This is a genomic window from Arsukibacterium sp. MJ3 (assembly GCF_000987765.1).
Classification (GTDB): Bacteria; Pseudomonadota; Gammaproteobacteria; order Enterobacterales; family Alteromonadaceae; genus Alishewanella.
Genome location: NZ_LAHP01000002.1, coordinates 245,368 through 263,090 on the forward strand (window position 1 = coordinate 245,368; position 17,723 = coordinate 263,090).

Here is a 17,723-nt window from a genome sequence, read left to right on the forward strand (position 1 = left end):
AAATAGTTCAGGTGCACTATGCTTTACCAAGCAACATTGAGCATCAATCGGCATCAGGTTAACGTTGTTATGTTTGAAGGAGCTGCATATGGCGCAAAAAAATAGCAAAGAAAAGAAAATCTATGTGTTAGACACCAATATTTTGCTGCACGAACCTTTTGCCTTTTTAAACTTTGAAGAACACGATGTGGTTATTCCGATGACCGTACTGGAAGAACTGGACCATATCAAAGACCGCAATAAAGATGTTAGCCGGGATGCCAGAGTCGCTATCCGCGCGCTGGAAGATATATTGCGTGACGCTTCACCAGAGCAAATGCTGCAAGGGGTTGCGTTGCCTAGGCAACATGAACATTTAGGTGGTGGCAACTTATTTATTATTAATGATCATCATATAAAAGATGAAATTCCGGGTTTGCCTGGTGGTGAAAACGACCATCTAATTATTAACACTGCGCTGTATCTGCAGCGTGAGAAAAGCCCAATCAATGTTATTCTGGTGACTAAAGATATCAATATGCGGTTAAAGGCCAAAGGCGCCGGTCTGAAAAAAGTGGAGGACTATCGTACCGATCAATTAATTGACGATGTGCGTTTTTTATATAAAGGTTACTATAAATTCAGTGGCGAATTTTGGAGTCAGGTTGGGGAGTGTCGTAGCGAAAATGAAGGCCGTGACACGGTACATTATGTTAGTAGTACATTACTGCCTAACGCCTATATTAATGAATATTTAATTGATGAGGCAGAAAGCTTCGCCGGTCGGATACTGGCCATTACTGAACAGGAAATAAAAATTCTTGATTTTGGTTATGAGCGTTTAATGCATCGCCGTGCTTGGGGCATTCAGCCGAAGAATATTTATCAGGCGTTGGCAATGCAGGCATTACTTGATCCGCAAATGGATTTGGTGATCCTAACCGGCCCGGCCGGTTGTGGTAAAACCTTAATTGCGCTGGCTGCGGCGTTGGAGTTAGTCATAGAAAAAAGCCAATATGACAAAGTGATTGTGACGCGTAATACGCCAGAAATTGCGGAGTCAATTGGTTTTTTACCGGGTACTGAAGAGGAAAAAATGGCTCCTTGGTTAGCCGCTATTACAGATTCTTTAGAAGTATTACACAAAACGGACGAACACCCACATGCCAGCGTCAATTACATTATGGAGAAGGCGAATATTCAATTTAAGTCGGTAAATTTTATGCGTGGTCGGAGTATTCAGAATGCCATCGTGATCCTGGATGAATGCCAAAACTTAACGGCATCGCAATTAAAAACTATTATTACCCGCTGTGGTGAAGGTACAAAACTCATCTGTTCAGGCAATTTATCGCAAATTGACAGTAATTATCTCACCGCTGTTACCTCAGGATTAACCTATATTGTTGAACGCTTTAAAAGCTTTGAAGGCAGCACTACTATTAATCTTAATGGTGTTGTACGCAGTCGTTTGGCGGCGTTTGCTGAGGCTAATTTATGAACACCAGCCGGCAACTGGCTAAAAAGCCAGTTGCCGGTGTTTGCTTATCAATGGAAATAGTTTAGGATTTGCGAAACGTAAATTAGCGCATTGCGAAGGAGTTACATGTCCAGCCCAGCTCAAAACATCTACAAAAGAAGCATTTATTTTTCATTGTTGATAATAATGTTACTAAGTTTTAGTGCTGCAGTGATCCAGGTTATGTTGCAATTTAATAATAGCCAGAAGAACAGTCAACGTCATCTACAAATGTTTGCTCAGCAACTGGATGCCCAGGTTTTACCCATGCTGCAATTTGCCGAAGCTATAAAAAGTCGTGCCCAGTTTAGCACCCAGCTTTCAGCTGATAGTAATCGTCAGATCCCACTGTTATCACTGACAACAACTGATGTGTTGTTGCATCACATTACGACTGATAATCAGCCTTTAAATTTTGAGTTACACATGCTGGCACAGTTACAGCCTTATTTTGATATTGCACCAGCAAGTATTAATACCGTAAAGAATCTCTACTATATTTCAGCGCAGGGATTTGCGTATAACGGTCAGCAAAAATGGTCTGATTATGTACTTGAGCAGTTATTAGCATGGTTGCAGCGTTATGAACGCGTAGAAAATGGTTATGATCGCAATCCCGCATTTTATAAAGACTTTATTCTTGACCAGGCTGCAATGTCGGTACCGTTGTTTGTAAATGAACGCAAAATAGGTCGTTTTGTCTTGGCATTAGAATTAGCACCATTGCTTAGTAATCTCGAAAAAAACAACCCAGAACATTACTTTTTGCTTTTGGATCAAGCGGGTGATGTGATTGCCAGCTCTAAATTTATAACTGGTGAGGCGCTTGAGCAATATCAGCTGCAAATACAACGGTTAGATGGGTTGCCATGGTCGCTGGCAATGATCGATAAAAGTGGCTCGATGTTTAGTGCTGGTCTTAGTCAGTTTTTAGTTTATTGGTTAAGTTATGCCACGATTTTATTCATACTGGTCTGGTTGCTGGCCCGGCGTTACAAACGAAAAATTGTTGGGCCATTGCAACGCTTGTCAGTACATGTTGATCGGTTAGCCAGTGGTCAAAATGGGGTCGGACGGATCCCTGATGGCTGGCATGTTTTGTTTGATCGTATAAGCCAGCTTAAAACTGATCATAAGCAAAATACTGATTAGCGACATACTGCCAGGATGGGCAGCGCTAAAACACCGTGGTAACAGCATGAGTAATACATAGCGTTTAACCAATCAACGTGGCCCCTGTCGTCTTACCATTATTAAGCATAACCCCAGCAGGAACATCAAGCCAGTGCTGCCGGCTGACACTTCAACGCTGCTGCTGACCCTTATACTGTCGCGTTGATAATCTTCCAGAGTGAGGGCATCCAGTGCGCTAAGATCATAACCTGATGCTTCAGCCAGCAAATATCCACTATTGGCATCAAAAATCCTGATGGTTAGTAAATAAAAATTTGCGGGGTAGTGGTGTTGTAAATCGGTTTCAATAGCCAGCCAATCGTTGCTACTTTGCCGGAACAACTCAAATACCGAACTGGTGTAGTACAGTTGTTCGCTGCCATAATCGGGGGTTAAACTAAACTCGGCAAATACCTGCCGATAGGCATCATCGGTCTCGGCATCAAACTCCACATATAACTGGTGGAAGTAGCCATTGTTGTTATTGTCCCGCGCCAGGCTAATGTCAATACTGTGGAACCAAACATCAGACTGATAGCTCTGGTTTACTGCCGTGTTTTTCATTTTGCTGGTTTGTATAACAGGGTGTTGCTGACTACGGTATTCAGTGCTTATGTTGTCAGCCCATGTTACCAAGGGTAGCAACAGCAGCATTATGCCAGATAGTTTCAGTAAAGCTTTCATAAGCGGTTCTCCTGTTTCTTTGATACTATTACAGCTTAAAGCGCTGAATTTAAGCTGAACTGCTGAGTAAAGGAATGGTAAAGGTATGAAGTTGTCACGCCAGATAAAGGTTGACGCAGCGGGTCAGGCGATAACGATATTGACGGACGCAGTGCCGGAACTGGCAAAAGGCCGGCTGAAAGATGCCATGAATAAAGGTGCAGTACAGTTACTGGGCAAACCGATAAAAAGGTTACGTCGGGCACAACAGGCGTTAAAAGCCGGCCAGTTGCTCCAACTACATTATGATGCGGATATTCTTAGCCGTAGTTGTGATCCTGCCACTTTGTTAAAAGATTACCGCGCATATAGTATTTGGTTTAAACCCGCCGGTATGTTGTCTCAAGGTAATGAGTGGGGCGATCATTTAAGTTTACTGCGCGTTGTCGAGCAACATTTTGACAGTGCCCGGCCGGTTTATTTGGTGCATCGTTTAGATCGTGAAGCCAGCGGGTTAGTGCTGATTGCGCACAGCAAAACAGCTGCCGCAGGGTTCAGTAAGTTAATTGCAGAACGGCAACTGAGCAAAACCTATCTTGTTCAGGTTAAAGGTAAATTAACTGCTGAGCTGCTGGCAAGTGCTGAAATAACCACGCCACTGGATGGTAAAAGCTGTTTAACCCGATTTACCTTGCAGGCCTATGATGCAGCAACAGAGAGCAGTTGGTTAATCATTGATTTAGTTAGTGGCAGAAAGCATCAAATTAGGCGGCATTTTGCCGCTGTTGGCCATCCGGTAATGGGTGACCCCCGTTATGGCGAGGCAAATAAAAACCAAAGCGGTCTGGCGTTGCAAGCTTGTAGCCTGGCGTTTAGCTGCCCGGTACAGCGCCATCATCGCGAGGTAACTTTGGACGCAAACTTGTTATTGAGCCATGTCAGTAAAGTCAGCAACCAACGCTCTGGCTAAGTCCGATGGTAATAGTTGTTGATTTAAAGTCAGGACTAACGCTCCAAGCTGAAAGGCGTTAATCATATCTAATCGGATATTGCTACTATGCCACTCGCAAGGGCGTGATTGCTCGCTGGTAAGCTGCATTTGCCAGCTTGAGGTGGCGCTATCTTCAGCTATGTCAGCCAGTTTCCAGCATAACCAAAATGCTTCTCGAAGCGTTGTCAATTCATGAACTTGCCAGCGCGCGCCGAGTAAATGCTCTGCGTCCAATTGCAAGCTAATAAGCCGGTCCGCTGAACCTAGTGAGGTTAACGCTTGCTGCAAAGCCTCACGCAGATTGTGGCAATGCTCAGCGGCGTCTTCGGCGCTACTGCGATACCCCAGCCAAATAACATCACTATTAATACAACACGCACTTAACTGAGGTGAGGCACAGTTTTTTACGAGTTCTTGCAACGGCCGTCGTAGCGCTTCTTCGCCATGATTTAATTTCAATTGCTGACATTTTTCCAAGGTAATGGCGATGAGCTGCAACGGTAATTTGCGGCGAGTATCCTGATGCAGGCGCTCACAAAAACGATTCCAGCCTGGAGACAACAAGATAGCCATGTTCGCTGGTAGCCGTTTGTTTTGCTGCCGGCGATACCCGTAAATTAGTATCAGCAATAACATGAGTAAGCCGCTTATCGCCTGCCACCACAAAAGATGTTGTCGTAAGTTACTCTGTTGGCTCAACGCCAGCGCAGTATTGGCATGCTGGGTGTTACTGTCGGTTAGATTAGCTTTAAACACCTTGAGTTTTTCAGTGGTAGTGCTGGTTAACTCAGCATATTGCATCTTACTGGCATCCTGAATATACAGGTACGCTTGTTGCCAATCTTGCTGCTGCACTGCCAGTTCGGCGCTAAGACTAAAGTAACGTGCCTGCAAATAATTTGCGGCACTACCAATAGCCGGACTTAGCTCGGCTATAATTTGACGGCTCAGTGGGTACTGTTGTTGTAAAAGCAATAGCTCTGCCAAGGCTAGCGCACTTTCTTGCATGTAGGTTTGGGCGCCAATCTGACGGAATTGTTGCAAGGCATCACGGTAATATTGCGCTGCCTGGCTATTTTCGCCACGCAGTTTACTGGCTCGGCCAAGGCTTTGTTTGATAATAGCTGTGCGCATTACATCATCAATTTGCTTACTTATGGCCAGTGCTTCCAGTAAGTATTGTTCTGCCTTAGTAATATTCTGTGGCTCTTCCAGGTAAGTTTCTGCAATGTATACCAGCACATAACTATAACTGGATAGGTTTTTTAAACCCTGATACAGCACGGCTGCTTGTTGCATATGTTCCAGTGCTAACGCGTGGTCATCTACTTTTCGAAAGGCCATGCCTAGCCGAAAATGAATCGAGGCTCTGGCTTCAGTATCTTTTAAGTTATCAGCCAGGATTAAGGCTTGTTGCAATTGGTTGTTAGCACGCTCAAAGTGATTGTTTTGTAAAGCCAGCCGGCCCAGCATAATTCTGGCTGCCAACTGTTTAGCCGGACTTTCCAAGGCAATCGCTAATGCGAGGCTTTGAGCCGCAAACTGCTCTGCCTGGTTTAAATCACCTAATTGATTATGCGCCTGAGCAAAGTTGGTCAGTACTTCACTATATAATTCTTGTTCAACAATGCTGGTGCCGTTGCGAAGTGCGTCATCGGCCTGCTGCAGATAGCTGATGGCATGACGGGTATCACGAAACAATATGCCGTACACTTTGGCATTAAATAGTGCTACATGGGCCTGTTGCTGCTTAGTAGTAGCCAGTCCATTAGCTTGCTGCAGAGCCTCTAGCGCCGCATCTTTATTACCGGCACTCAGGTAAGCCTGTGCTAAAACTAACCAGTCTTGATAGGTTCGCTCATCGTCGTTTGCTAGCTGCTCGGTAATAACCTGCTCATAGTTTTCTACAGCAAGGCGTAAGCGTTCCCTTAAATCGGTCGCCAGCGTTGTTGCGCTAAAAAATAAGCTGCAAAAAAGCAGGCTACAAAGCAATATCAGACTACGAGTGCGCATAAATCAGGTATTTTCCCTTTTTTTGGCAGTGTAGCTTGAAAGCGCTAGTCAGGCCAGATCTACAAGTGCGGTTTGCCCGAGAAAAGGAGCTGATGACATTATCAGGCTGCAAGGCGTTCAGTGTTATGTTTCAGACGACCTCGTAAGCCGCTAAGCCGGCGCTTGTCGACTATGCTGGTGAAAATACCTGAGATTAACGGTAACTAATATCTTTATACATCGGTGCTAATAACGCCAGTAATGCATTTTGGTCAGTAATACTAATTTGCTGGCGCTGCATCACCTTGATTAGCCCCTCAACTAACGCATCATAATCTGCCAGGCTAATGTTAAAACCAGTATGGCTTTCTTGCATGGTGCTGCCGCTATAGTGGCATGGTCCACCAGTGAGTTGGCATAGTTGCTCAGCGAGCTTTGCGTGAAAGCGGCCAATATCCGAGTCGGCGAAGTGATGCACAATCCGCTGGTCATGTTCAATCTCATAAAGCAAGCCATCAACCATAGCATTAATACCGTCTTCAGCGCCTAATCGCTGATACAAGTTGGGTTGTGTGGCATTGCTGCAGGCTAGCAGCATCAAACAGGCGCCAATTAACACGCTGTGTTTTACCATGTTGCCTCCATTGCCAGGTAGTAACCGGTTTGTGAGCCCTGAGCGGCGATATTGCCTAAATCGACATAGGCACCTGTTAAACTAACGTTTTTATTGATAAACCAGGCAACAAACACATCACGCCAATGTTGTTCAGCAGCAAAAGCCAAATTATCTGGTTTTTGCTTAAACTCAATCCCAAACGCTAAATTATAATTAACAAATATCGCAGCAGAGCCTTCAAACAGGAATTGATAGTGCTTATCGCTGGCACTACCAAACCCCAATAAACCGGTTTGGTTAGCCTTGGTCGCCCGTAAGGTGCCATTAAGCAGTACATTACGGCCTGCCACCTGATTAAACAGCAGTTTACTGGCAGCCAGATACACATCAGTGCCAGTAGCACGTTGTGCTCCCACGGCTGCCGGGAGTGTGAAATCCCTATTCCGTTTATGTTGTACGCCAAGGCTGATTTGCGGTAGAGCGCTATACAGTAGCTCGCCAGTCAAATGATATTTAATTGAAAAAATATCCTGCGATAAACTGCCGCCAATTGTTTTCAGCGCAAAATGTTGGCGGGCATAGGAAAACTCCCAGGTATTGTCCAGGCTAATGCCAACACCCGTGCTTTGCAGGGTGAAATTGTTTATAGCAACCCGGCCGGTAAAGGCAGTTGCCGACCATTCATTACTACTGGCATAACCGTTGATGACTGCCCATGGTACGATGCCACCGCCTGCATTGCCTTCGATAGTAGTTACCCCGCCGGTGGCAATAATTTTGCTGCCGGCACTGGCTGCACCAGACACACTCAGCAGTGCGATGGCAAAAAACCAGGTTTTCATGGTTTAACACCCATCTCTGGCGGGTTTGAATACGCAAAATTATTTAGCCACTGGCTAAAATCGGCGGTGGCTAGCGGTTTGCTAAAGTAATAACCTTGCACGGTATCGCAGCCAGCCTCTGCTAAAAAACGTAATCCGGCCAGATTTTCTAAGCCTTCAGCGGTAACTTTAAAGCCGAGGCCATGCGCCAGCGTTACGGTAGCATTAACAATGAGTGCATCATTAGTATTGGTTTCTATATCCTTAACAAAAGCCCGATCAATTTTTATTTCATCAACTGGCAATTGTTTTAAATACGCCAATGAAGATTGACCGGTACCAAAATCATCAATCGCCAGATTGATTTGCATTGCTTTGAGGGTATTTAAGTTAGCGATAACTTTGCTGGTATCCTGCATTACGGCGCTTTCGGTAACTTCCAGCGCCAGTGCGGTTGCCGGGACTTGGTGCTGCTCAAGTAAACCGCGAATTTGCTCAGGTAAGTGTTGATCAAGTAAATCGGCCGCCGATAAATTAACCGCTACGCGCAGTTTTGGGTAATCTTGCTGCCAGGCAGACAATTGTTTAATTACGGTTTTAAGCATCCATTGCGTGATCAAACTAATATTGCCAGAGTGTTCGGCAGTAGCAATAAACTCCACTGGCGAAATAAAACCTAATTGCGGATGCTGCCAGCGAATAAGTGCCTCGGCACTGTGGCATTGGCGCGACGCAAGCTCAACTTTTGGTTGGTAAACCACGAACAGTTGGCCGCTGTTAAGGGCAGAAGGTAAATCACGGATTATGGTAAGTTCACGCTGATGCGTTTCATCCTGCCCACTTTGATAAAAGGCAATGCCTCCACCAACCAGACTGGCATTTTCCTGAGCTAAATCAACCCGGCGTAATGCCTCGCTGGTAATGCCTTGCCCCGGTTGAAATGGGTATATACCAATGGCAATTTTCAAATTAATTATTGAGTCTTGAATGTTATACGCCGGCTGCAGGCTGTTATAAAGATCGACCAGTTGTAATTCGGTTAGGGTTTCGCGAAACAGCATTAGAAACTCATCACCGTTCAAGCGGGCACTGAAAACGGCGGCAGGTTGATGATGGCCCAGTCGCTGTGCTAAAAGCTGTAGCAAAGTATCCCCATTTGCTAATCCGAGTGTGTCATTAATATGTTTAAACTGAATAATATTAAGTTGCAATAAAGTACCGCTTTGTTCACTTAAAATGGCGGGGAGTTGCTGCTCAACGGCATGGCGATTTAATAAACCAGTTAGCGTATCACGTTCTGCTTGCTGTCTCAGCTGCAGTTCGCGGGCATTGATATCCTGCTGCATGTTAATCAAGGTGCTGGTTAGCACGCCAATTTCATCCTGACTAATGGTTGGTGGGACACCAGGTTTCCCCTGGCCAATAGCGTTAGCAAAACGGCTTAGCTGACTAAGAGGCTGGCTAATACTGCGGGCAAAAAAGAAGGCGGCAAGCAGTGATAAAACCAAACTAAATACAAAAATATTAACCAATTGGCGGCGTAATTGCTGGTAGCTTGCTAGCCAGCGGTCGTCAGGTAAGTGCAGCAATGCCCATAATCGTCGTTCAGTATCCAGTGGTATTCCACGGGTAATAAAGCTAAAATCGTCAGCAAATTGAGTGTCAGCGGGATTACGTAGTAACCGTTCCAGTTTGCTGATTAAGAGTGGCTGCACCTTGTCAGGCAGTGTGCTGGTCAGTTGCTGGTTGGCTCTGTTATCAAGCTGCACGAAACTGATATCCAGGCCCGTAATACCTTTTATTTGTTCAGCTAGCGGCACATCGACTAAAAAGCCCATACCGACCCAGGCAATAATTACAGGCGCTCGCACCGGCACTAAAACCAACTGATATGCCTTACCATCTATCAGTAAAATGTCAGTTATGGCCGTGTTAGCGAGCGTTGCCGGGAGTAGCTGGCTAATATCACTGGTTACGAGCTCTGCATTACTGGCTAATAATTCACCATGCGGGTTAAGCAGCAATGCAAGCTGTGCATTAATGCGGCTACCATGATTATCCAGCACTGACTCAATAGTAGCTTGCTCTGCCGTGGCAATAGCCCGGCGAAAACCAAAGTCAGCTGCTAACAAGGTGACACTATTACTTAATTGTGCTGCCCGGTTATCCAAGGCTTGCTGAAATACTTTACTGGCAACCACAATTGCTGCTTCAGCTTGTTGCAACGAACTAGCGCGCATCGAGTTCAGTGTGGCGTAACCCGTGACTAACATTAGCAAGCTTAACAAGACAATCAGTAAGCTCATCCATTTGCTGCGCAGTGACCTAAACATCTGCCGCTTACCTGCTACCAAAACCACGTTGTGGTGCTATAGGTTTTCGCTGTGATAAATCTATTGCCAGGCCTAGGCGTTCAGTCTGGTCAATGTCTAAAACAGGTAGCTCAAGCGGATTCGGCGATTCCAGTTGCCAGGGGTGCCATAAATACAGTTGATATTCACCAGCGGGAACATCAGGCCAATGCACATTACCTTGCTCATCACTTACTGCAACTAATTCACTTTCGCCAACATAGATATAAGCTTGCATGTAGTCGTGGATATTACAGCCAAGTGCAACAATACCCGGCGTATCAAAAATTATTGGTGCTTCAGGCTGGTCAGCATACAGCTGAATTTCAAATTGCTTGGCGGGTGAAAACGAATAAATGTGGTGACGGGTTTTATCTAGGTTAGGGAATTCAGCTTGGCTACCTGCCGGGATGGCACTGACAAAAGGGATAAAAGTTAATTGTTGTTGGGCGACTTTAATATTTTTAGGGGTAATTATGTTGGTAGCTGGCGAGCGTAATTCAACCACGGCATCAGCTAATGGCTGTTGTTGCTGATTAATTATATTTATCGTTAAGCTGCCTGCAGCAGCCCGATTTATAAGTGGTGTTAACGCAATACTTAACAGAATGAGCCATAAAGCTAACTTCATAATACCCGCGAGCTTTTTTTAATATATCAATTACCATAGCAAGGAGTTGGCTTAGCGACAAATAGATTCGACATTGGCTTTCAATATAGTTGGCATTGTTCTAGCGCTGGTAACACCAATTTACATAATTGGTAACAGTTTGCTGATAGGCGAGTAGGTTTAACAGTGATAAGTTAATTACCAGATTAGGCATAAAGGAGCTGACTGTGCAGTTAATTGTTACCGCTATTAGTAAAGATTACGGCAATATTGCTGCGGTAAGCCAGGTGAGTTTTCAAATTAACTCTGGTGATATATTTGCTTTGCTTGGTCCCAATGGTGCAGGAAAATCATCAATTATTCGCATGTTAGTCGGTATGACACTACCCGACAGCGGTAGTATTTTGGTGAGCCATCAAGATCAGCATTATGATCATGTGCCACGACGGTTACTTGGCTACTTACCGGAAGACAGAGGGCTGTATCCGGATAAAAGCATCGAGAAAAATTTGTTATATCTGGCACAATTGCATGGTTTAACTAAGCAAAAAGCACTGAAAGAAATGGCACACTGGCTGGAAGTGTTTGAGCTGACTGAGCGTCGACATGAAGATTTAAAGCAATTATCCAAAGGTAACCAACAAAAAGTTCAGTTAATAGCGGCGGTATTGCACCGGCCGGCTTTGGTGATCCTGGATGAACCGTTTTCCGGATTAGACCCGCTTAATCAGGAAAAAGTGGTTGTATTTTTAAAGGCGTTAAAAGCACAGGGCATGACGGTGATTTTAAGTGCTCATCAAATGGCCATGGTAGAGAAATTAGCCGACCATATGTTATTAATGGCCCAAGGCAAAATCATTCTTGCTGGTACGTTAGCTGATATTAAGCAACAAGCGGGGCTGCAGCGCCAGATGATGATTAGCTGCACTGAACCTGTTGCGCTGGAGCAGTTGCAGCAGTGGCTGCCAGATCTTGATATTCAGGCGCTTAGTAGCACGCGATTTAGTATAAAACTTGCACCACAGCATAGCGTCTCAGCCAGCTTAAAGCAGTTGCTTAATCAACTTGAATTGAGCCAAGTTGAAATGCAGGCTCCTGATTTGCATCAGTTATATTTAACAGCGATGGCAAACCATCAGTGTAAGGATCAGGCATGATTTCAAAGCAAAGTATTATTGTGGCGAAGTGGGAATTTCTGCGGTTTTTTAAATGGAAACAACAGCTGATATCTTACTTGCTAATGATGAGTGTCGTTGCTGCGGTGGCTTTATGGAGCTACTTTACCGATGAAAGCCGCTCGGTTTACCGGATTGCCGTACCCGCTAATTTTACTATCAGTAACAGCGAGCAGTTTGAGTTTCAACGGCCAACTATTGCACTGAGCGAACAACTTGCTCAATTAACACAGCAGCAAACCTGGCATGGAGTGGTTACGCTGGCCGATAACGAGGTGGTATTGCATACGCTGGCAGCCAAAAAATGGCAGCAGCAACTGGAAACTGAACTTAACGATTTTTTCCGCCAGCAATATGCGTTAGAGCTTAATTTAACCGCCGAACAATTGGCGCAACTAGAGCAACCCATTAGTCTGGAATTTGCTTATCTGGATGAAAATTTTAAAGGCAAGGACACGCCTGAAAAAATGATCGCACTTGCCGTACTAATTTTACTTTTTATTGGTTTGAGTACCGCTTTTGGCCAGGTGTTACTGAGTATTACCGGAGAAAAACAACAGCGGGTAACCGAGCAGTTATATGCCATTGTCACGCCACAGCAATGGATGGATGGTAAGGTATTGGGCCACAGTTTAAGTGCAATGAAAGCCATGTTGACCTCCGCATTGGTTATGTTGTTGTCTTATATTGTGGTTAGTGTTTTTGTTAGTGATAACGGCATTGATTTCAATTGGTTAAACTGTACCGTGCTGGCGTGGCTGGTGCCATTCGCGTTGTTGGGGGTATTACTAAGTGCGTACTTTATGGGCGCCATTGCCGCATCAATTGACGACCCTAATACCAGCGGTAAAGGGGCGGTAATGATGATTACCTGGCTGCCGATGTTGTTTACTTTTCTGGTGATCGACAGCCCTACTGGTAACGCTATGACAGTTTTAAGCTGGTTACCACTGACCTCTTTTGCCGCTATGCCGGTAAGAATGGCGATGGTTGAACTGGCTTGGTGGCAGCCCGCTTTATCCTTATTGTTATTAATAGCAAGTTTGTATTGGTTAAGGCGGCTAGCCGGCAGAATATTCTTACGTGGAATGCAAATGTATGGCAAAGAGCCAAGCTGGGGGCAAATTGTCGGCTGGGCATTAAGTAATAAAACGGAGTAGTAGCGCTTATCGCCCGCTATTGAACTAATTACTGGAATACATGCCAAAAGCCGCATCTGATTTAAAAGCACTAATCTGCTATTTTGGGGCTGCTCGCGACAGCACGGACAATATGCTTTATGATTGTGCCGAATTTTTCTGGAGTTAATATGTTTAATTCTTCTTTTCGTCAGCAAGCTAGCGCTTGGCAACAACAATTTGCCCAGCGTAAGCGTGGTAATGTGCTACAACGGTTGTTGGCGTGGCTAGTTTTGGGTGTAATGCTGGTAATGGCTGCAGCAATTTTATTGTTTATGTTGTTGATAAGCTGGCTGGTTATCCCTATTTTAGTATTTCGCTATCGCCAAAAAATGCGCCGGTTTGCAGAAGCGGCTCGGGCTGAGGCAGAGCAACATACTAGTCGCCAGCAAGACAATACGACAGGCAGCCGGGTAATTGAAGGTGAAGTGCTGCACAAGGACGAGCGATAATTCGCTAACCATGGTGGTTAGCGAATCAACATCACATTAAATAGATTGTTAGTTTGCCTTTAGCTCTGGGCGAATGGCTAGTTTGCTCTGAATGTAATCACTGTGGCGGATAAACATCAAATCAGCAATTTTTCGCAGCATGGCTTCTTCATTCGGTTCAAGTTCACCATCGGCAAACGCCACTTTCCACAACTGATCCAGTATGCTTAACTTATCGGCATACGGCAGGCCTTTTAGCTTAGACGTAAAGCCATGCAGGCAGGTCGCATCCTTTGCTTGGGTTTGCGCTGCGCTAAACACCGACTCGGCTGCTGTGGCGCTTAAGCCAAACTCTTGCTGCATATATTGCATTACAACGTGATGCTCTTGCTGTTCGCTACTAAAGTCAGCATGCGATAATTGCAGCATAAGTACTACTGCCAAGTATTGTTGCTCGCTTAGCCCGGCATCGCGCCACTGATGTTGTGTGTTACCACTGCCTTGCCAGTCAGCGCTGGATTTTTCTAATAGGTTTTTAAACAAATTAAACATAGTTACTCCACTGTGGCGGCCAAAACCGCTTGATTTGGTTAAGACGCAGCCCCATTCAAACAGTTCCGCATTTTTTTACTGGCTAGCTAAGGATACCAAAATTTGCCCATCCTGATTGTAATACTGCTAGGTTGCCTGATTATTGCTATCGTATTGGGGCAAGAACCTTGGCGTCGTTATCAGCGCAGAAAAGTGCAGGCACAGCCATTTTCCACACAATGGCGCGCCATTATTAAACAACGCATGCCTTATTTTCGAGCGTTACCAACCGATTTGCAATTACAGTTAAAAAAACATATTCAGGTATTTATTGCTGAAAAACAGTTTATTGGGTGTGATGGCATTACGGTAACAGATGAAATGCGGGTCACTATAGCGGCCCAGGCCTGTTTGTTATTGTTAAACCGGCCAGACTACTATTATCCGAAGTTACAGCAAATTTTGATTTATCCGGCGGCTTTTATTGTGCATGGCGCCGCACCAGACGCGGCTGGGGTGGTAAGCGAACAGCGGCACGTGTTAAGCGGTGAGTCTTGGGGGCAGGGCAAGGTGGTACTCAGCTGGCAGGATGCCATGCAAGGGGCCGCTAAACCACACGATGGCCGCAATGTAGTGATCCATGAGTTTGCCCATCAGCTTGATCAGGAAAAAGGCTTGGCTACCGGCGCACCACTGCTTAGCCGCAGCAGTGATTATCAGCAGTGGTCAGCTGTTATGCAGCAGGCTTTTTCCCAGTTGCAACAGCAAACGGCCAGTGGCCATACAGGTTTGCTTGATGGCTATGGTGCCACTAATCCGGCAGAGTTTTTTGCAGTAATCTCCGAAGTATTTTTCGAGCAACCGCAGCAATTACATCAGCAATACCCGGCCCTGTACCAGCAATTAAGCCAGTTTTACCGGCTAAATCCATTGAACTGGCACTAAGTTAAGTGTGATGTACAGGTCGCTTTAAGCGTTTACTATTTAGGCTAGTTGGGCAGTAAACGGCTAAGACATAAAAAAGTATTTAACAATATAAGCGCCGAGCATAATGGCCATAAGCGGGTAAACCCAACGGGTTAATTTACTAAGGTCTTGTTCTTCCGTTTTTTTACCAAACTTTTCCAGCAAGGTAACCAGTACAAACAGACTGACAAATAAGATAACCAAAATGGTCAATAAGTTACCCATAGCAATGCATTCCTTGTTGGTCATTAAACGATATTGCAGTAGCTTAACACTGGGCTTTAGTGGCTGTAAAATTTCTGGCAATAGCTATTGGCATAGTACGTTTTTATCATTGGAGTAACGCCATGGCGCGGCCTGAACTGGACAATGGGTATTACCTGCAACATTTTAATGAGCTGCTAAGTTTTGTTACCCAACATTATAAGGCGGTACTAACGGCTGAAGCTACTGCCTTTATAAGCGATTATTCAGCGCTAAGCGACTCTGCTCAGCAGTTACTGGTGCGAATGCTAAACCGTAAAGGCTTGGTATTTAGCGACGCCGAGCTAAACTACAGCGAAATAGGCCCAAGTGAGCCGGTGCTGAATCAGCTAACTGAAGCAGGCTTTGTAGCACCGCTAAACGCAGATGATTTAGCTGATTTTTGGCTACGTTTGACTAAAGACACGTTGTGGCAGTTGCTGCAACTGGCAAAGAGCCAGTTTTCCGCAGCAGAGTGGGCAGAGCATGTCGCGAAGCTGGCGATTAAAAAAAGTCAGACTAAACCGCAGTTATTGGGTAGCGCATTAAAGCTGCCGGTTAACTGGCTGGCGTTAATTGATACCTTGCCACAGCGCTACATTGCCCTGCAGCGACAAGATACGCTTAACTATTTGTATTTTCTTTATTTTGGTCGTATCGAAGCGAATTTATCGTTATTCACCTTACGTGATTTAGGCATTCGTCAGGCCGGGCAATTTAAGCAGCAGTTCCAGCCACGCTTTACTGATCTTAATCAGGCGCAGTTAGCCTATCAACTGGCTAACACTAAGCCGGCTATTATTGCGCTGGCTAAGCAACTGAAAAAACAGCCTGATACTGCCGAACCGGCATTAAAGCAATGGCTGGCTTCGGTTAATGCCTGGCCGGCCTCTGCAGATGAGGCGCTGTTACTTAAGCGCAGCGAGCGGTATTATCAGTTAGGTAAGTTGGCCGAGCAGTATACGTTGCCTGTGCTGGCAATGCGCTTTTATCAATTAAGTAATGGTTTTCCGGCCAGTGAGCGGCTAGTGCGGCTATATTATCAACAACAGCAACCAGACGCGGCCAAAGTGTTGCTGGAACAGCTGTTGCAAGACCCGAGCTGTGATGAAGAATGGTTGTTTGCCGAAGATTTTTACCAGCGTAAGTTCAGTAACGGCGCCACGGCGCAGCGCCGCTCGCAACTGACCCAGTTGCTTCACGATGCGCCGGTGGTTGGGGTAGATGAGTTGTATTTGGGTAAGGCCGAACAGGGATTAATAGCCCATTATCGTCAGCAGGGCTATACGGTGTTTCATGGCGAGAATAACCTGTGGTTAGCACTATTTGGCCTGTGGTTTTGGCATGAATTGTTTGAGCACGAACATAGCGCACTGCATAACCCGTTTGAGCGCCGCCCCCGAAATTTAGCCAGTGGTGGATTTTATCAGCAGTTTAGCCACATTATTGAGCAAAAACTGCAGCAACTTCTTGAGCCCACTGCCGCTCGTATGCTGCTAGTCGCGCTAACATCTCATTATGGCAAAGCGAATAGCGTGTTTTACTGGCATACCGGTTTAGCTGATCAGCTGTTACCGCTGCTGCAATATGCCCCAAAATCTACTGAAACAAGCAGCGCACTGGCACAAATACTGCGCGCGATGGCAGAAGATTTTAGCCGTCATCGCAGTGGCTACCCAGATTTATTGCTTATTAAAGATCAGCAGCTGCAGTTTATCGAAGTAAAAGCCCCGGGCGATAAAATACAACGTCATCAGTTGGCGCGTTTATTGGCGCTAAAGCAAGCCGGTTTTAACGCCCGTATCGAAAAACTGCAATGGATAGTCGACCCTAACCGTATTTATGTGGTGCTGGATGTGGAAACCACTGGCGGTAAAGCGGTAAATGACCGCGTAACTGAAATTGGTGCGGTAAAAGTGCAGGCTGGGCACGTGCTAGACACCTTTAGTACCCTGGTTAATCCTGAGCGGCATATTCCATCGTTTATCAGCCGTTTAACCGGTATTAGCAATAACATGGTGGCCGGTGCACCAAAATTTGCTGCAGTCGCTGCAAAATTGCAGCAGTTTTTAGAAGGCACCGTGTTTGTGGCGCATAACGTTAAGTTTGACTACGGCTTTATTCGCGCTGAGCTGGCCCGTTGTGACATTACTCTCGACCTGCCGCAACTTTGTACGGTAGTCAATATGCGCCGTTACTATCCGGGGCTGGCATCGTATAGCCTGGGTAACTTATGCCGCGAATTTGACATTAACCTTACCAACCACCACCGCGCGCTAGATGATGCTACTGCCACGGTGGAGTTGTTGAAGATGATTAATAGCAGACGCTGTATAGCGGTGCCGCATAAAACCGATGACGCTGAGCTTTAGCCACTTTTTTGCTTGCAATACTTATTAAGTTGCCAGGCAGCGTTAGAGCAATATCGCTCAGCGTACTTAAAGAAGGCCCCGGCCGCAGAGCGCAAAATGCTGGCAAAACGGG

Annotated in this window: 16 protein-coding genes; 8 read left to right on the top strand and 8 right to left on the bottom strand. The window is 45.5% G+C overall.

Annotation, left to right across the window (positions count from 1 at the left end; genetic code table 11):
* Nucleotides 1-88 precede the first annotated feature (88 nt).
* Both VT06_RS02530 and VT06_RS02535 read left to right on the top strand, forming a co-directional pair.
* Nucleotides 89-1,480, top strand: coding sequence for a PhoH family protein (locus VT06_RS02530; protein ID WP_046552679.1), 1,392 nt, complete (start codon nt 89-91; stop codon nt 1,478-1,480).
* A 105-nt stretch (nt 1,481-1,585) separates the two neighbouring features.
* A complete protein-coding gene (locus VT06_RS02535) occupies nt 1,586-2,650 on the top strand; it encodes a hypothetical protein (protein ID WP_046552680.1) in 1,065 nt (354 codons plus the stop codon).
* A gap of 72 nt (nt 2,651-2,722) precedes the next feature.
* Here the strand turns inward: VT06_RS02535 and VT06_RS02540 are convergent, their stop codons facing one another.
* Nucleotides 2,723-3,355, bottom strand: a complete 633-nt coding sequence (locus VT06_RS02540; RefSeq protein ID WP_046552681.1) for a choice-of-anchor H family protein — start codon at nt 3,353-3,355, stop codon at nt 2,723-2,725.
* An 85-nt stretch (nt 3,356-3,440) separates the two neighbouring features.
* Between VT06_RS02540 and VT06_RS02545 the strand changes: the two genes are divergently transcribed.
* Entirely contained in the window at nt 3,441-4,304 is an 864-nt protein-coding gene (locus VT06_RS02545; protein ID WP_046552682.1) for an RluA family pseudouridine synthase, read from the top strand.
* On the opposite strand, the gene VT06_RS02550 is transcribed toward VT06_RS02545, so the two are convergent.
* The 5 genes from VT06_RS02550 to VT06_RS02570 form a co-directional block, all read right to left on the bottom strand.
* Nucleotides 4,260-6,338 (bottom strand): lipopolysaccharide assembly protein LapB, encoded by a 2,079-nt coding sequence (locus tag VT06_RS02550; protein ID WP_046552683.1) that lies wholly within the window; start codon nt 6,336-6,338, stop codon nt 4,260-4,262. The two genes, VT06_RS02545 and VT06_RS02550, sit on opposite strands and share 45 nt — an antisense overlap.
* 193 nt (nt 6,339-6,531) lie before the next feature.
* Nucleotides 6,532-6,951, bottom strand: a complete 420-nt coding sequence (locus tag VT06_RS02555; RefSeq protein WP_046552684.1) for a group 1 truncated hemoglobin — start codon at nt 6,949-6,951, stop codon at nt 6,532-6,534.
* Nucleotides 6,945-7,775, bottom strand: coding sequence for a DUF3034 family protein (locus VT06_RS02560; RefSeq protein WP_046552685.1), 831 nt, complete (start codon nt 7,773-7,775; stop codon nt 6,945-6,947). The genes VT06_RS02555 and VT06_RS02560 overlap by 7 nt, the downstream gene beginning before the upstream one ends.
* Nucleotides 7,772-10,087: a bifunctional diguanylate cyclase/phosphodiesterase gene (locus VT06_RS02565; RefSeq protein WP_046552686.1), complete on the bottom strand. Its 2,316-nt coding sequence runs from the start codon at nt 10,085-10,087 to the stop codon at nt 7,772-7,774. The genes VT06_RS02560 and VT06_RS02565 overlap by 4 nt, the downstream gene beginning before the upstream one ends.
* Nucleotides 10,088-10,094: 7 nt before the next feature.
* On the bottom strand, nt 10,095-10,736 hold the full coding sequence (locus VT06_RS02570; protein WP_046552687.1) for a hypothetical protein: 642 nt from the start codon (nt 10,734-10,736) through the stop codon (nt 10,095-10,097).
* A 206-nt stretch (nt 10,737-10,942) separates the two neighbouring features.
* On the opposite strand from VT06_RS02570, the gene VT06_RS02575 reads away from it, so the two are divergent.
* The 3 genes from VT06_RS02575 to VT06_RS02585 all read left to right on the top strand — a co-directional run bounded on the left by VT06_RS02575 (nt 10,943) and on the right by VT06_RS02585 (nt 13,520).
* Nucleotides 10,943-11,872: an ABC transporter ATP-binding protein gene (locus tag VT06_RS02575; protein WP_046552688.1), complete on the top strand. Its 930-nt coding sequence runs from the start codon at nt 10,943-10,945 to the stop codon at nt 11,870-11,872.
* Nucleotides 11,869-13,050, top strand: coding sequence for an ABC transporter permease (locus VT06_RS02580; protein ID WP_046552689.1), 1,182 nt, complete (start codon nt 11,869-11,871; stop codon nt 13,048-13,050). The genes VT06_RS02575 and VT06_RS02580 overlap by 4 nt, the downstream gene beginning before the upstream one ends.
* A gap of 149 nt (nt 13,051-13,199) precedes the next feature.
* Complete coding sequence (locus tag VT06_RS02585) at nt 13,200-13,520, top strand: hypothetical protein (RefSeq protein WP_046552690.1); 321 nt, start codon at nt 13,200-13,202, stop codon at nt 13,518-13,520.
* Between the two features lie 48 nt (nt 13,521-13,568).
* Here the strand turns inward: VT06_RS02585 and VT06_RS02590 are convergent, their stop codons facing one another.
* Nucleotides 13,569-14,051: a TerB family tellurite resistance protein gene (locus tag VT06_RS02590; protein WP_046552691.1), complete on the bottom strand. Its 483-nt coding sequence runs from the start codon at nt 14,049-14,051 to the stop codon at nt 13,569-13,571.
* Nucleotides 14,052-14,153: 102 nt separating this feature from the next.
* Here VT06_RS02590 and VT06_RS02595 point away from each other — a divergent pair, with 102 nt between their 5' ends.
* Nucleotides 14,154-14,975, top strand: coding sequence for a zinc-dependent peptidase (locus VT06_RS02595; RefSeq protein WP_046552692.1), 822 nt, complete (start codon nt 14,154-14,156; stop codon nt 14,973-14,975).
* Between the two features lie 63 nt (nt 14,976-15,038).
* Here the strand turns inward: VT06_RS02595 and VT06_RS02600 are convergent, their stop codons facing one another.
* A complete protein-coding gene (locus tag VT06_RS02600) occupies nt 15,039-15,221 on the bottom strand; it encodes a hypothetical protein (RefSeq protein ID WP_046552763.1) in 183 nt (60 codons plus the stop codon).
* A 59-nt stretch (nt 15,222-15,280) separates the two neighbouring features.
* Between VT06_RS02600 and VT06_RS02605 the strand changes: the two genes are divergently transcribed.
* Nucleotides 15,281-17,611 (top strand): exonuclease domain-containing protein, encoded by a 2,331-nt coding sequence (locus tag VT06_RS02605; protein WP_235357335.1) that lies wholly within the window; start codon nt 15,281-15,283, stop codon nt 17,609-17,611.
* The last annotated feature ends 112 nt before the right edge of the window (nt 17,612-17,723 follow it).